Below are 13,892 nucleotides of genomic sequence, written 5' to 3' on the forward strand. Positions count from 1 at the left end.
AAACATTAATCTGCAAAGGGCAGATAGATATTAAATTCAGTATGTCCAGGCCAGCTATCACATTCTATATAGCCATCATGTTGATCTATCAGCGTTTGCGCTATTGAGAGTCCTAACCCTGAGCCATCTTCTTTATTGGTGATCATAGGGTAGAACAGTGTTTCACGTACACTGGGATCAATACCTGGTCCGTTATCAGATATTTGGATCAACAAGGCTTTTTTAGGTGCTTTACCTGGGCGACGATGTTGATGATTAATGCGGGTTTTTATTGTTATTTCACCGCCATCTACAAGCGCCTGCTGAGCATTTCGAACAATGTTTAATACTACTTGCTGAATTTTACCTTGATCAATGTATACATCAGGAATGCTTGGGTCGTAATCCTTAACCAAGCTAATGTTAGAACAATTATCTAACGTACTTAGTCGTGCAACTGATTCAAGTGATTGATGTATATTGCCATACGATTTTTGCGGAAGCTGATTTGGCCCTAAAAGCCTATCTACTAATTCGCGTAATCGGTCAGCTTGCTCAATGATAAGTTCAGCACATTGGTCTCTTTCTTGTTGATCAACCTCATACTGCAATAACTGCGCCGCTCCGCGAATTCCACCTAAAGGATTTTTAATTTCGTGAGCTAAGCCTCTTATTAGATTTCGGGCTGCTTGGTATTGATGCATTTGATTAGACGCTTGGTCGTGCTTAATTTCGTCATCGGTTTGGCGCCACTCAAATAAAATATAAAGTGAGCCATCAAACTTAATTTGTCGTGTACTTACGGCTACTTTTGCATGGCGAGAATCGCTAAAAACCACGTCAGCTCTGTGCTGCTGGCAATCTACACCTTCAACTAATGAGTATTGTTCTATACGCTGCAAATCGATTGAATGGTAATTAAAAAGACTATCGAAAGGCTGATCTAATAGGCGCTTGTTACCAAGGCCAAGCAGTTCGCTAGTACTGGTATTGGCATAGACAACGGTGAAGTTTTTATCAAGCAACATGATAGCGGTTGTTTGATTTTGCCAAATAGCATCGAGTAGCTCAGGGCTAAAGTTTTTATTATTAATCATAGCTGCACCATTTTAGTGCGTGAATATTTACAAGCAAGTTATATAGTAAAATACACTGCTGCACGTTTAGTAATGCCCCAATTTAGTTACTTAGGTTTAGCCCTTTTCGGTGCATAAAAAATATGCAGGGCTCACTTATAGCAATAACTTGGTTTTTACTATTAAAAAGCTTTAATTGTAGTGTGTGCTCACCACGTTCTACATCTCTTATTGCAAAGGTTGAACTGTCACTGGCTGGGCCATGTGCTTTGCCATCAATAAAAAGTTGTATAGTAAAACCAGTTTCAAAGCGTGGTTTTATTCGGCTAGTAACATAAACAGTGCCGGTATTTTCACGAATAGTCTGGTTATGATCAGGTGAGGAAATGGCAATACTAAAGGCCGCTTGTTGGGGCTGGGGTTGCTCGTCAAAAATGTCAGTATTTGTTGCAGGCATATTAAGATCTTGGCTGGTAAGCTTTACCTCTTTAGCACCTTTATGAGGGGTGTCAGAGAACACTAATACGCCATTTTTATCTTTCCAAGCGTATATCTTTGTTTCACCAGCGTAACCATAATTGCTTAATCCTAAAGCAATTAATAGTAATAAAATCTTGTTGTTCACTCTGCAGCCCTGCATTTTTGTCGGTAACTTAACTTTAGTGGAGATTGATTAATTTTACCATTAAAAAAGCCCGCAAAGCGGGCTTGAGAACACACATATTTTATACAGCTAAATTAACAGCTGTAGTACATTTCAAACTCAACTGGGTGAGTTGTCATGTTAAGCTTTTCAACTTCTTTAGATTTAAGTTCGATGTAAGCATCGATTAAGTCGTCAGTGAATACGCCACCTTGAGTTAAGAATTCACGGTCTGCGCTAAGTGCAGATAGTGCTTCGTCAAGTGATGCTGCAACAGTTGGGATTTCTGCTGCTTCTTCAGCTGGTAGGTCATATAAATCTTTATCCATAGCATCGCCAGGGTGGATTTTGTTTTTGATACCATCAAGGCCAGCCATAAGCATTGCTGAGAAAGCAAGGTATGGGTTAGCAGTTGGATCTGGGAAGCGTACTTCAATACGACGACCTTTTTCAGATGGAACCACTGGGATACGGATTGATGCAGAACGGTTACGTGCAGAGTATGCAAGCATAACTGGTGCTTCAAAACCTGGTACTAAACGTTTGTACGAGTTAGTAGAGGCATTTGCAAAAGCGTTAATTGCTTTAGCATGCTTGATGATACCGCCAATGTAGTAAAGCGCATCTTCAGAAAGGCCGCCGTACTTATCACCAGCAAAAAGGTTTACACCATCTTTAGCAAGTGATTGGTGACAATGCATACCAGAACCGTTATCACCAACAACTGGCTTAGGCATAAACGTTGCTGTTTTACCGTATAAGTGAGCCATGTTATGGATAACATATTTCATTTCTTGGATTTCATCCGCTTTTAATACCATTGTATTAAAGCGAGTAGCAATCTCGTTTTGACCTGCTGTTGCAACTTCGTGGTGATGTGCTTCTACTACTTGGCCCATTTCTTCTAGGACTAGACACGTAGCTGAACGCCAATCTTGGAAGTCATCAACAGGAGCAACTGGGAAGTAACCGCCTTTAATACCTGGACGGTGACCTGTGTTGCCATCTGCATATTCTTTATCTGAGTTCCAAGCAGCTTGCTTAGAATCAATTTTGTACATAGAACCAGACATATCTGATTTGTATTTAACGTCGTCAAATACGAAAAACTCTGGCTCAGGGCCAAATAAAACTGTATCTGCAATACCTGTAGAGCGCATGTAATCTTCAGCACGCTTAGCAACAGAACGCGGGTCGCGCTCATAACCTTGAAGCGTTGAAGGCTCTACTACGTCACAACGTACGATTAATGTTGATTCTTCAGTGAAAGGGTCTAGTTTGATTGAGTCAGCAACTGGCATTAATACCATGTCTGATTCGTTTATGCCTTTCCAGCCTGCAATTGAAGAACCGTCAAACATTTTACCGTCTTCAAAAAAGTCTTCATCAACTTGGTGATGAGGAATAGATACATGTTGTTCTTTACCCTTAGTGTCAGTAAAGCGTAAATCAATGAACTTAACGTCATTTTCTTTAATAAAATCTAAAACCGATTGTGACATGTGTCCTCCAACTATTGGGTTTTGTTATTGCTGCATAATTGCTTTGGGATTTACTAAGCTGATTTTGTGCCATTTTTATAACTAGCTGTTTATAAATTAAAAAAATATCGTTGCATCAAAATGGAATGTACAAACGCACTATGTTGGTGCGTAAATTTTCCTTTTTGGTGCAAAATTTACAGGGCACAATTTGCTGCTAATTTAATCGCTCGGAAATAGCATAACCTAAATGCAAAAGAGTACCAAAAAGATCAGCAAAATAGCCAAAAAGGCTGTTTTTCAAAAAAAATTTGAAATTTAATTCATATAATTGTCATATATAAAACAGATACTTAGTAAAAGTATTGAGAAAGTTTTGAAATTTATATTGGATAAACTTTCATCCATGTCATTAATGAGGGATAATATGCGCCCTTTTAAATCCTATGCTGGGACATCTCGCGAAAGCGTGGATGAGTGCGTAGATCTTGCAGGATCAATGAGAATTTAATTTCTCTGAGTAAATATATGAGCATCGAACAGTTAAGAAATATAGCGATTATCGCGCACGTTGACCATGGTAAAACAACACTGGTTGACAAACTACTTGAGCAATCAGGTACATTAGAAACACGCGGCGGTAACGAAGAGCGCGTGATGGACTCAAACGACATTGAGAAAGAACGTGGTATTACCATTTTGGCTAAAAACACAGCCATTTCTTGGAATGACTACCATATCAATATCGTAGATACCCCGGGACACGCCGATTTCGGTGGTGAAGTTGAACGCGTACTTTCGATGGCTGACTCAGTATTATTACTTGTTGATGCTCAAGAAGGTCCAATGCCGCAAACGCGTTTCGTTACGCAAAAAGCATTCGCGCAAGGCTTAAAGCCAATCGTCGTTATCAATAAAATTGATAAGCCAGGCGCTCGTCCAGATTGGGTTATGGATCAAATCTTTGATTTATTCGACAACCTTGGCGCGACTGACGAACAGTTAGACTTTAAAGTAATCTACGCTTCAGCAATCAACGGTTGGGCAACACTAGATTTAGACGAACCATCAGACAACATGGAACCTATGTTCAAGATGATCGTTGAAGAAGTATCACCACCGGATGCAGATCCTGAAGGTGACTTCCAAATGCAAATTTCTCAACTAGATTACAACTCTTATGTTGGTGTAGTTGGTATTGGTCGTATTAAACGTGGTTCTGTTGCTCCTAACCAACAAGTTACTATTATCAGTGCTGATGGCACTACACGTAATGGTAAAATTGGTGCAGTACAAAGCTACCTAGGTCTTGAGCGTATCGAAACTGATAGAGCTTACGCTGGTAACATCGTAACTGTAACAGGTATTGGTGAGCTTAAGATTTCTGACACAGTTTGTTTCCCAGGAAACGTTGAAGCATTACCACCACTAAGTGTTGATGAGCCAACTGTAACAATGACATTCTCTGTAAATAACTCACCTTTCTGTGGTAAAGAAGGTAAGTTTGTAACGTCACGTAATATCCGTGAGCGTTTAGACAAAGAATTAGTACACAACGTAGCACTTCGCGTTGAAGATACTGCAAGCCCAGATAGCTTCCGTGTTTCTGGTCGTGGTGAATTACACCTAGGTATCTTAATTGAAAACATGCGTCGTGAAGGTTACGAGCTTTCAGTTTCTCGTCCAGAAGTTATCTTACGTACTGTAGATGGCGTTCTAGAAGAACCGTTTGAAACAGTGACTATTGACTGTCAAGAAGAGCATCAAGGTTCTGTTATGGAACAAGTTGGCCTACGTAAAGGTGAACTTACTAACATGACTCCAGATGGCAAAGGCCGTATGCGTTTAGACTTCATGATCCCAAGCCGTGGTTTAATTGGTTTCCAAACTGATTTCATGACGCTTACTTCGGGTTCTGGTCTTATGTACCATACGTTCGATCATTATGGTCCTCATAAAGGTGGCGCTATCGGTGTTCGTAAGAACGGCGTAATGATTGCAAACGCAACTGGTAAAGCACTTACTAACGCATTATTTAACTTACAAGAGCGCGGCCGTTTATTCATCGGTCACGGTGTTGAAGTATACGAAGGTATGGTTATCGGTATTCATAACCGTGATAACGACCTTACAGTTAACGCCCTTAAAGGCAAGCAGTTAACTAACGTACGTGCATCTGGTACTGATGAAGCGCAAACGCTTTCTCCGCACCTTAACTACTCACTTGAGCAAGCGCTTGAGTTCATCGATGATGACGAGCTAGTTGAAGTTACTCCACTAAACATTCGTATCCGTAAGAAACACCTTACAGAAAACGAACGTAAACGTGCGGGTCGTGCACCTAAGTCATAATCTATTAATTTAGAATAATGATTTTAAAAGCCGCTGTATTGCAAAATACAGCGGCTTTTTTGTGTTTGGTGGGTTCAGCAAAAGTAGATTATCAGTTTATTTCATCGTTCAGCTATCAGCATGAAATATTTATTGTTTTCATTATTATATGCTGGTAAGTTTTTAACGAAATTAAAAAGCTGTTTTTAATAACTAAATTGATAACAAAATACAAATTTTCTATCGATAACAGGGCTTTTTGCTATTAAAGATTTTGGAGTCTGCTGAAAAATGGAAGTTAAAACTGAACCAGCCGGAAGGCTTTTTGATATATTACAAGAAGCACGAAGCAAACCTGAACAACATAAAGTTAGAAAAGTTTGGGCTGAAGTTTTTGGTTTACAAGAAAATGATACTGGGACGATCTTAAGAATGATTGCTGATCTTATTCAGCTAATATACAAGACTAAGTCTCAGATTGAAGCGCTAGATGATGTTGACCATTTATTATATTTGAAGCCTTTTCAGAAAATAGAACGTATGTTCTCTAATATTAATTTGGAAGCACCTTGGCAAGGTTGTAAGAATCAAATTGATGAACCAACAATTTATGGCCTTCAATTTTGTTCTGATAAGTTAAATAGGAGCACAAAAATAACAGCACTTAAAGATATGGAGTTAGAGCAAATAAAAAAATCTCTAACCGAATTGTCGGATATGATTACAGGTTCTTCTCTAGAGCCTTCATTACAGCTACTTCTTTTAAGAAACATCGAAAGTTTACGACAAGCTTTGATTGCTTACAAGATCAAAGGTATTGACGGTATTGAAACAGAACTAGAACTTAATCTTGGCTCACTAGTTCTAAATAAAGAAAAAATTAAAGCATCTGTAGAAAAAGATAACTCTAGTGGTGTCTTTAAAAAGTACTTAAAACTTTTAGAGGGGCTAAATAGAACAGTATCTACAGCTAAGAAAGTAGATCAGCTCACGGGAAACACACTTTCTAAGCTGTTAGGCGTCAATGATAGCTAGTGGTCTATTTAAAAATTAGCTAAAATTTTTCAGCTTGATAAGCGTGAAGCAATCACTCATTAGCTTGGCCGATATAAGTAAACGAGGGTAAGTCCAAGCCGATCATGCTACATACTCTCAGGGTAGAAGCGATTGATAATGCAAAGCCTCCGCGTTTGTTGGTGGGATGTTTTTGCGTTGGGTTTCGCTTCGCTCAACCCAACATACGTGTTCAATTATTTTATTAGTAGCTACTTACTTTTTAGGGAGTAGGGTTATTTTGCCAAATACGTCGGCATCTATAAAACCACGGTTTCTGTCGCCATTTACTGGTTGTACTTCGTGTGAGCCCATAAAGTGCTCGCGCACGTCACTGCCATCGTTATCGCAATACGCTAACATAAACCCGATTACTTGCTTTTCGCTAAGTGTAAGTGGGGTGTTTTTAGCCCCTTCTTTATAATCATTAGGGTAGAGTTTTATTGCTACTTCCCACGTAATGTTAAAAGGTGCTGTGGTATTGCGCTTCCAGTTACTGACTAGGTGGTCGGTGTACAAATGGGCTTGTTTATCAGGTCCGTAATCGGCAGCTTGGTTATCAAGGCCAATATGGTACGCCAATGCGGTGTGATTAAATTGATGATTACCACCCGATGCATCGCTATCAATAAATACTTCAAGCGCATCGTCATCCCAATATTTATAGGTTGGATCTGCGTGTGTATCTATTAGAACATCATCCACAATATCGGCTTGTAGGTATAAATAGTTTTGATCCCACAATAAACGATAACGCCCTTTAAAGTCGGCATCGTTTGATGGCAGTGTGCCATCCATTAGATAAGGCATGTCGTGCCAAGCGGCTTTATCCCATGCGCTTTCTGATACGCCATCAATAGTAATTGGAGTTGATGTATGTTCAACATCAATAGCCATTGCTGGCGTGCTTAATAAAAAGCTTAAGGCGAGTGCTAATTTCTTCATTAATCTCTCAATTTTATTGTCGATTTGTCTTAATGTAATAACAATCTTAAAACAGCCAAGTAAATAGTTACAGTGAAATACTTTCGCCTTCGTTTAAAATATACAGCGGCACTTTTGAATCCATTTTATTGTACATATGCAATAAGCGAAGTAAGGCTGAATGACTGCTGTGGTCGCCCATTTTCCAACTTGAGTTACCGTATCCCCACGGTATCATTACTTTGCAGTTAAGCTCTTGTGCTGCGTTGAGCGCGTCTTCTGGTGTGGTGTGAACGTAACGATAAAATTTACCACTTTCTTTACTGTAGTAAGAAGCGATTGGGATTAAGCATACATCTATATCGCCATATTTTTGCTGTATGTCTTTAAAATGTTTTGAGTAGCCTGTATCGCCTGCAAAAAATAAGGTGCTACCGTTTTGTTCAAGCAGCCAGCCATTCCATAAGTCTTTATTGTTATCTTCGTAAATAAAGGGCACTAATACGCGAGCGCTAAAATGATGAGCTGGCACGGCGTTAATAACTAAGTCGTCAATGTTGGTTGTTGAGTACCACGGCATTTCGCTAATGTTAAAACCGCCGGTAGGGAAGTTGTCGGCCATCCCGAGTGGTGTTAAATAGCGAGGTTTATTGCCAATGCTTTGTATGTCGGCTTTATTAAAATGATCGTAATGAATATGCGAATACATTACCGCATCAATATTTTCGAGTTCTTGCTCACTAGGCCAAGCGCCTGCTTTACGATAAATGCCACCGCCGAGTTTAAAGCCAAGTGCCACTGGAGAATCAAACTGATTTTTTACCGGATCAAACAGCACACTTTGACCATTTGGAGTGTTAATAACAAAACTAGCGTGACCAAGCCAGCGTACGGTATAGCCAGTGCTAAGTTGTGGTTTAGTTTGCTGGCCTTGGTACTGGCAGTTTTCGCTGCCGGTTTTGCATAGTAAGTCTGGGTGAGCTGGGTAGCAGTTTTCAGTACAGGTAGTGGGATATGTTTTTTCACCTGTGTATAAATTTTTATAACGGCCGTTCTTATCATTAATAACAACAACTGAGTCAGAGCTGGTAATACGATTAATATTATTAGGTGCACCGCAGGCCGTTAATATACATAAGAGAATTGTTGCGATTAAAAAGCGTTTCATTGTAAATCCCTTTTAGTATTCCCTTTAACATAAAAAAGCCTGCAGCTAAGCAGGCTTTTTAAAGTAACAAATGATTAGCCAGCGCTGTTCATTTGTTCAATAAATTTATTTGAATCGGCAATCGATTTGTTCATGTCGTTCATCAACAATTGAATATCGCGCTTAAGGTTAGTGAATTCACCTTTAATAGCCGATACCGCTTGTGCATTTAAGTTATGCTTTAAGTATAAAACGTTATCATGAAGCGAGGTTAATACTGGCTCCATTTTACTCTCTGCGCTGCGCATTGAGCGTAATAGCTGATCAAATTGACGCTTAGTCGCGGTTAGCTTTTTGCTGCTTTCACGCTTAAGTGACGCGCTTTTGTATTGCTCTAACTCATCGCTCCACTCATCAAATAGCGCTTCTGCCACGTCTTCTACTTTATTGATGTTAGTTGACACTTCGTTAGCGGCATTTAAGCTCGACTCGTAATCGTCATTTAACTGATTATAAGTGTCTTGTAGTTCGCCACCATTAAAATCGATTAGAGTCGTTAAGCGCTCTAGTGCCGATTTAAATTCTTCTTGTGACTCTTGTTGCGAGTCTTTGGTTTCTTCTACGCGGTCAATAAGAATATCGCGTTTGTGAACACCCACTTTTTCCATCGCAGAATAATAAGCTGATTGGCAGCCAGTTAAAGTAAGTGTTACTACAAGCATTGAAACACTGAGTAATGTTTGTTTTTTCATTTGAATTCCTGTTTACGAGCGTTAGTGCTGTAAATTATGGCGCTGATTGTTATTATAATCAAAACTATATAAGCACAAGTCAATTGTATGAATGATAAGCTCTCACATTACAAACAGCAAGTTAAGTCCTTTATACGCCAGCAGCCTGGTTGGTGGATGCAGTATTTTAATCGTTGTATAGACGATCAGATAACGGTTAATGCAGGTTACCTTGCTTACGTAACCCTTCTTTCTTTAGTGCCATTAATTGCGGTGGGTGTTGCTATATTTTCAGCTTTTCCGGGCTTTGAATCTACTCGCATGGAAATTGAGAGCTTTTTGTTTACCAACTTTGTCCCTACCTCTACCGATGTTATTAGAGAGCATATTAGCTCCTTTGCCGGTAACGCTAATCAAATGACGGCGGTAGGTATTGGCTTTTTAGCTGCAATAGCCTTGCTGTTAATACGTAATGTAGATGCCACACTAAATCGAATTTGGCGAATTAAGAAAAAACGCCCAATGATGATCTCATTTGCTGTGTACTGGATGGTTTTGAGCTTAGGGCCTGTATTACTCGGAGCGAGTATTGGTGTTACCTCTTATATTGTATCTTTGGTATCGTTTGCTGATCAGGGTATTCCTGGGTTTAGCGGGTTTTTGTTAAAGTTATTGCCGTATGGGATTTCGATGGTGGGCTTTATTATGCTCTACACCTTAGTGCCTAATACGCGTGTATCGTTCAGAGCGGCAATACCTGGCGCTTTTTTTGCGGCACTTTTATTTGAGCTGACTAAAAAAGGGTTTGCACTTTATATTAGCCATTTTCCTTCGTACGAAGTTATTTACGGCGCAGTAGCAACCATTCCTATTTTGTTTGTATGGGTGTATTTATCGTGGGTCGTTGTTTTGCTTGGCGCTGAATTTACTGCGTGTATTAGCCCAAATGATATTCCAGAAACACCAGAACTTGAACTAGAAGATGATGAACCAGCAGTAAAGGACACAGTTTAAATGCAAGGTTTAATACAACGCGTAAAGCATGCCAAAGTAGAAATTAACAACCAAGTAGTAGGTGAAATTAGCCAAGGTATATTGTTGTTGCTGGGCGTTGAAAAACACGACGATACGCAAACGGCCGATAAGCTTTTACATAAGGTAAGTAATTATCGTATTTTTACTGACGAAAACGACAAAATGAACTTAAGCCTTAAAGATATTAAAGGTGAGTTACTGGTGGTTTCGCAATTTACGCTAGCGGCTGATACTAAAAAGGGTATGCGCCCTAGCTTTTCATCTGCGGCAACGCCAAGCCAAGCTAATGAGCTTTACGAGTACTTTGTTGCTCAAGCTAAAGAGTTGGGGCTTACAATAGCCACCGGTGAGTTTGGTGCCGATATGCAAGTAAGCTTGTGTAACGATGGGCCCGTTACGTTTAACTTATCTGTTTAAGTTTTTGGTTACCACGACAATATGATTTACATAGCCCGTAATTTTTTGCGGGCTAACATTACAACCAAATACATCGAGTAATAGCTGCTGAAGTTGCTTTAATTGCGACTCATGCTGCGATAAAAAGTTAATAAATAGCACACCGTTGTTATTTAAAGCCGAGTAAATTTTTTTATAAAATGCCTCTTCAAATAAAAATCGAGGTGCATCTATCTGGCTAAACAAATCTAAAATAATCCAATCAATATTTTGCGCACTTTTTAAAATCTGTTGCGCATCGGCGCAAAGCAGTTGCTCATTTTTATTTGACGAAAAAAATTGGGTATAGCAATCAATAATATCGGCGTTTTTTTCAACCGATGTTATTTGTGCTTTAGGGTATTTGTATTGTAAATAATTACGAATTGCTCCGCCGCCGAGGCCTAGTTCTAACACTTTTTGTGGCGGCTTAAGAGCCTGCCAATGCTTACCTAGGCATAATAAATGTGGAAAAAGTAATAAATCCGGGTTATTTAAATCAATAACAGATTGAAGAGTGTCGTTAATCAGTAACCAGCGTAACGGCTCGTGCTCACGTACTTGAATGTGATCGCCACTGCATTTATGCCAATAGATTAACTGACCAATGCTGTGGCTATTTTCAATAAATTGATCGCCCAGCAAACCCGTCAGTGAATTTATATAATTGATTTTTTCCATCATATTCTCAGCATAAACTAGCAACGTTAAAGCGCAATGGCCTTTGCCATTATTTTTTACGTTATTTTACAGCCATCACCAAAGTCGTATTTGCAGTTTTTTTAAGATGGAGTATGGTATTTGCCATAAATAATACCAACGGACTTAATTATTTAAGCTTTTTAGTTTGGTAGATAATCAATACTATTAGTATAGCGCCGTAGCCTTTTTTGACTTTTATTTACGGCTTATATAACAACAGGAGTATGTATGTTTCAGGTAAGCACCCCACAAAGTAGCGAAGATTGGCAAGCGTATTACCAATTGCGTTGGCAAGTATTACGCGCGCCTTGGGGCGAGCCTCGTGGCTCTGAACAAGACGATATGGAACAAGACTCTGAGCACCGCTTTATAAAAAATAAAGAAGGCGAAGTGCTAGGTGTAGCACGTTTGCACTTTAACAATCATGAGCAAGCACAAGTGCGCTATATGGCGGTTGCAGAGGGTAATCGTAACCAGCATATTGGTAGTCGCTTACTGCACGAGCTTGAAAAAATTGCATGGGTTCAAAACGCAGGCGAGCTTGTATTGTTTGCACGCGAACGAGCGCTTGAGTTTTATAAACGCCACGGTTACGAATTAAAAGAAAAAGCGCACTTAGCGTATGGCGATGTTCAACACTTTAAAATGGTAAAGCAAAAACCGTCTGAGCCAGGTTGGTTTCGTCACCCTAATTGGACGCAAGTACTACAAAATACGTGGCGTGAGTCTATTCCAATTAGTGACGCGATGGGTATTAAGGTAGAAAGCTATACCGATTGGCAATTTACAACCAGCGCCGACCTAGACGCTAACTTAAACCTACATAACACAATGTTTGCAGGTTCTATTTATAGCTTGGCCACGCTAACAGGTTGGGGCGCTACGTACTTAGCACTTAAAGAAGCTGGGCTTGAAGGTAATATTGTATTAGCCGATGCTAACATTAAGTACTTAAAACCGCTTACTACCGACCCACGTGGTTGTGTTGATATACAAACCTGTAAGGGCAAGTTAAGCGATTTAGAAACCGACGGTAAAGCAAGTTACGTAGTGCCAGTAACTATTTACGATGGTGATAACGTGGTTGCAGAATTTGAAGGGCAGTTTGTAGTAAAAAAATAACTGTTTAGCTGTTCAAAACACAAAAAAGCCAAGCAATGCTTGGCTTTTTTGTGCGTAAAACTTAGAGAAGTATTACAGCAAATCGGTTAATAATATACCGACACCAATACGTTCTACATCCGCGTTGTAATCAATTAAGCTTTCGCCATAACCGTTAAAGTATTGTGCATAACCACGAACGCGACCCCATAATGGAAATGACCAGTCGAGTTGAATTGCACCACGGTTTTCTGAATTTAAGTTGTTACGCGTCATGAAGCTAAATTCATGATCGTTAAGACGGTATGCACCACTAAATTCAAAATAGCCCATGTATTTGTATATGTCTGGATTATCGTCGCCTTTAGCATCAAGTATGTCTTCTTTAGTATCTTCGCTTATGCGATACCAAGGTTTAAAGCTAAAAACAAAGCCCCTATTTTCCCAAATAAAGTCTGCGTAAATACGGTTCCACGAACGCGAGTTTGGTTGGCTTCGACCGTTTGATTGGTGCGAAATACCTAATGCGATTGCCATTTCGTCGCCCCATAATACGTTTTCTGGATCGAGGTAGTTTATCCAAAATATTTCTGGTTCGTAGTTGGTTTCACGAAATGGAGAAGAGATTTCTGAGTTATAAAGCTGCCAGTAAGATTGCAGAGTAAAGCCAAAAAATATGGCTTGGTCTTCATCAGAAAAATCATCATATAGAGGCACTTTGATTGAAAGCTGGTATTTTGCTTCTAGGTTGTCTAGTGGCTCACCATCGTTATCATCTGTTAATTCGTCAAAACCATCAAAAGGGCGATCGTTTGGGTGTGATACATACGAAAGCGGTAAAATATAGTTACGCTTATGTGGCGTAATTACATTTCTATTTTTTTTACCGACTTCTTCACGAGCTTGGCGTTTATCAAGCGCGGTAAGTTGTTTGTCTTCTTCAAGGGATGAGCACTTTTTACGCAAGTCATCGAGAGTTTGCTTGCCATCTCCACCAATCACTTCATTTAAAATACACTGTTTTACAAGCTCGATGTCGTTGTCTTGCTCGTTTGTAGCAACTTCTTCTTGTGCGAAGGTAGCGGTACTAATTAAAGCAGAAAGAGTTATCCAGTGGCGCCAGCTCATTGTAATTCCTTGTGAGTTTGGGTTGTTGTATGCGTTAATTTAATTATAACGTCTTTTTACATATGTAACGGTGAACTTTTACTGAATTTGTATTCATAACAAGGTCCATACGTATACAAAGTAAAT

General features: G+C 39.5%; 13 protein-coding genes. 5 read left to right on the forward strand and 8 right to left on the reverse strand.

Annotated elements, in window-relative coordinates; all coding sequences use genetic code 11:
* Nucleotides 1–5: 5 nt before the first annotated feature.
* The 3 genes from glnL to glnA all read right to left on the reverse strand — a co-directional run bounded on the left by glnL (nucleotide 6) and on the right by glnA (nucleotide 3,200).
* A complete protein-coding gene (gene glnL / locus H5089_RS13935) occupies nucleotides 6–1,076 on the reverse strand; it encodes a nitrogen regulation protein NR(II) (RefSeq protein WP_002961118.1) in 1,071 nt (356 codons plus the stop codon).
* A gap of 82 nt (nucleotides 1,077–1,158) precedes the next feature.
* The gene (locus H5089_RS13940; protein ID WP_182671859.1) at nucleotides 1,159–1,680 is read right to left on the reverse strand and encodes a DUF4124 domain-containing protein; all 522 of its coding nucleotides are present in this window, start codon (nucleotides 1,678–1,680) and stop codon (nucleotides 1,159–1,161) included.
* Between the two features lie 113 nt (nucleotides 1,681–1,793).
* Entirely contained in the window at nucleotides 1,794–3,200 is a 1,407-nt protein-coding gene (gene glnA / locus H5089_RS13945; RefSeq protein ID WP_182692919.1) for a glutamate--ammonia ligase, read from the reverse strand.
* Nucleotides 3,201–3,707: 507 nt separating this feature from the next.
* Here glnA and typA point away from each other — a divergent pair.
* Nucleotides 3,708–5,531 (forward strand): translational GTPase TypA, encoded by a 1,824-nt coding sequence (typA, locus tag H5089_RS13950; protein WP_002961123.1) that lies wholly within the window; start codon nucleotides 3,708–3,710, stop codon nucleotides 5,529–5,531.
* Nucleotides 5,532–5,801: 270 nt separating this feature from the next.
* Complete coding sequence (locus H5089_RS13955) at nucleotides 5,802–6,545, forward strand: hypothetical protein (RefSeq protein WP_182712461.1); 744 nt, start codon at nucleotides 5,802–5,804, stop codon at nucleotides 6,543–6,545.
* Nucleotides 6,546–6,779: 234 nt separating this feature from the next.
* Here H5089_RS13955 and H5089_RS13960 read toward each other — a convergent pair whose 3' ends face one another.
* From H5089_RS13960 to H5089_RS13970, 3 genes are all read right to left on the reverse strand, one after another.
* Nucleotides 6,780–7,508: a CBM9 family sugar-binding protein gene (locus H5089_RS13960; protein ID WP_182712462.1), complete on the reverse strand. Its 729-nt coding sequence runs from the start codon at nucleotides 7,506–7,508 to the stop codon at nucleotides 6,780–6,782.
* Nucleotides 7,509–7,575: 67 nt separating this feature from the next.
* Entirely contained in the window at nucleotides 7,576–8,655 is a 1,080-nt protein-coding gene (locus H5089_RS13965; RefSeq protein ID WP_182712463.1) for an MBL fold metallo-hydrolase, read from the reverse strand.
* A 74-nt stretch (nucleotides 8,656–8,729) separates the two neighbouring features.
* Nucleotides 8,730–9,386: a DUF2959 domain-containing protein gene (locus tag H5089_RS13970; protein WP_002961128.1), complete on the reverse strand. Its 657-nt coding sequence runs from the start codon at nucleotides 9,384–9,386 to the stop codon at nucleotides 8,730–8,732.
* Nucleotides 9,387–9,473: 87 nt separating this feature from the next.
* Between H5089_RS13970 and H5089_RS13975 the strand changes: the two genes are divergently transcribed.
* Both H5089_RS13975 and dtd read left to right on the forward strand, forming a co-directional pair.
* The gene (locus H5089_RS13975) at nucleotides 9,474–10,379 is read left to right on the forward strand and encodes a virulence factor BrkB family protein (protein WP_002961130.1); all 906 of its coding nucleotides are present in this window, start codon (nucleotides 9,474–9,476) and stop codon (nucleotides 10,377–10,379) included.
* Nucleotides 10,380–10,817: a D-aminoacyl-tRNA deacylase gene (dtd, locus tag H5089_RS13980; protein WP_024597209.1), complete on the forward strand. Its 438-nt coding sequence runs from the start codon at nucleotides 10,380–10,382 to the stop codon at nucleotides 10,815–10,817.
* Here dtd and H5089_RS13985 read toward each other — a convergent pair.
* Complete coding sequence (locus H5089_RS13985; RefSeq protein WP_024597210.1) at nucleotides 10,806–11,519, reverse strand: spermidine synthase; 714 nt, start codon at nucleotides 11,517–11,519, stop codon at nucleotides 10,806–10,808. The genes dtd and H5089_RS13985 overlap by 12 nt on opposite strands.
* Before the next feature lie 246 nt (nucleotides 11,520–11,765).
* Between H5089_RS13985 and H5089_RS13990 the strand changes: the two genes are divergently transcribed.
* On the forward strand, nucleotides 11,766–12,659 hold the full coding sequence (locus tag H5089_RS13990) for a bifunctional GNAT family N-acetyltransferase/hotdog fold thioesterase (protein ID WP_002961136.1): 894 nt from the start codon (nucleotides 11,766–11,768) through the stop codon (nucleotides 12,657–12,659).
* A gap of 72 nt (nucleotides 12,660–12,731) precedes the next feature.
* Here H5089_RS13990 and H5089_RS13995 read toward each other — a convergent pair whose 3' ends face one another.
* Entirely contained in the window at nucleotides 12,732–13,766 is a 1,035-nt protein-coding gene (locus tag H5089_RS13995; RefSeq protein ID WP_182712464.1) for a phospholipase A, read from the reverse strand.
* Nucleotides 13,767–13,892 lie beyond the last annotated feature (126 nt).

Source organism: Pseudoalteromonas sp. SR45-1, assembly GCF_014163655.1.
Classification (GTDB): Bacteria; Pseudomonadota; Gammaproteobacteria; order Enterobacterales; family Alteromonadaceae; genus Pseudoalteromonas; species Pseudoalteromonas distincta.

Bases quoted from the DNA above. Each gene is read 5' to 3' on its own strand.
- glnL (WP_002961118.1), bottom strand. From the start codon at position 1,076: ATGATTAATAATAAAAACTTTAGCCCTGAGCTACTCGATGCTATTTGG.
- glnA (WP_182692919.1), bottom strand. From the start codon at position 3,200: ATGTCACAATCGGTTTTAGATTTTATTAAAGAAAATGACGTTAAGTTC.
- typA (WP_002961123.1), top strand. From the start codon at position 3,708: ATGAGCATCGAACAGTTAAGAAATATAGCGATTATCGCGCACGTTGAC.
- H5089_RS13955 (WP_182712461.1), top strand. From the start codon at position 5,802: ATGGAAGTTAAAACTGAACCAGCCGGAAGGCTTTTTGATATATTACAA.
- H5089_RS13960 (WP_182712462.1), bottom strand. From the start codon at position 7,508: ATGAAGAAATTAGCACTCGCCTTAAGCTTTTTATTAAGCACGCCAGCA.
- H5089_RS13965 (WP_182712463.1), bottom strand. From the start codon at position 8,655: ATGAAACGCTTTTTAATCGCAACAATTCTCTTATGTATATTAACGGCC.
- H5089_RS13970 (WP_002961128.1), bottom strand. From the start codon at position 9,386: ATGAAAAAACAAACATTACTCAGTGTTTCAATGCTTGTAGTAACACTT.
- H5089_RS13975 (WP_002961130.1), top strand. From the start codon at position 9,474: ATGAATGATAAGCTCTCACATTACAAACAGCAAGTTAAGTCCTTTATA.
- dtd (WP_024597209.1), top strand. From the start codon at position 10,380: ATGCAAGGTTTAATACAACGCGTAAAGCATGCCAAAGTAGAAATTAAC.
- H5089_RS13985 (WP_024597210.1), bottom strand. From the start codon at position 11,519: ATGATGGAAAAAATCAATTATATAAATTCACTGACGGGTTTGCTGGGC.
- H5089_RS13990 (WP_002961136.1), top strand. From the start codon at position 11,766: ATGTTTCAGGTAAGCACCCCACAAAGTAGCGAAGATTGGCAAGCGTAT.
- H5089_RS13995 (WP_182712464.1), bottom strand. From the start codon at position 13,766: ATGAGCTGGCGCCACTGGATAACTCTTTCTGCTTTAATTAGTACCGCT.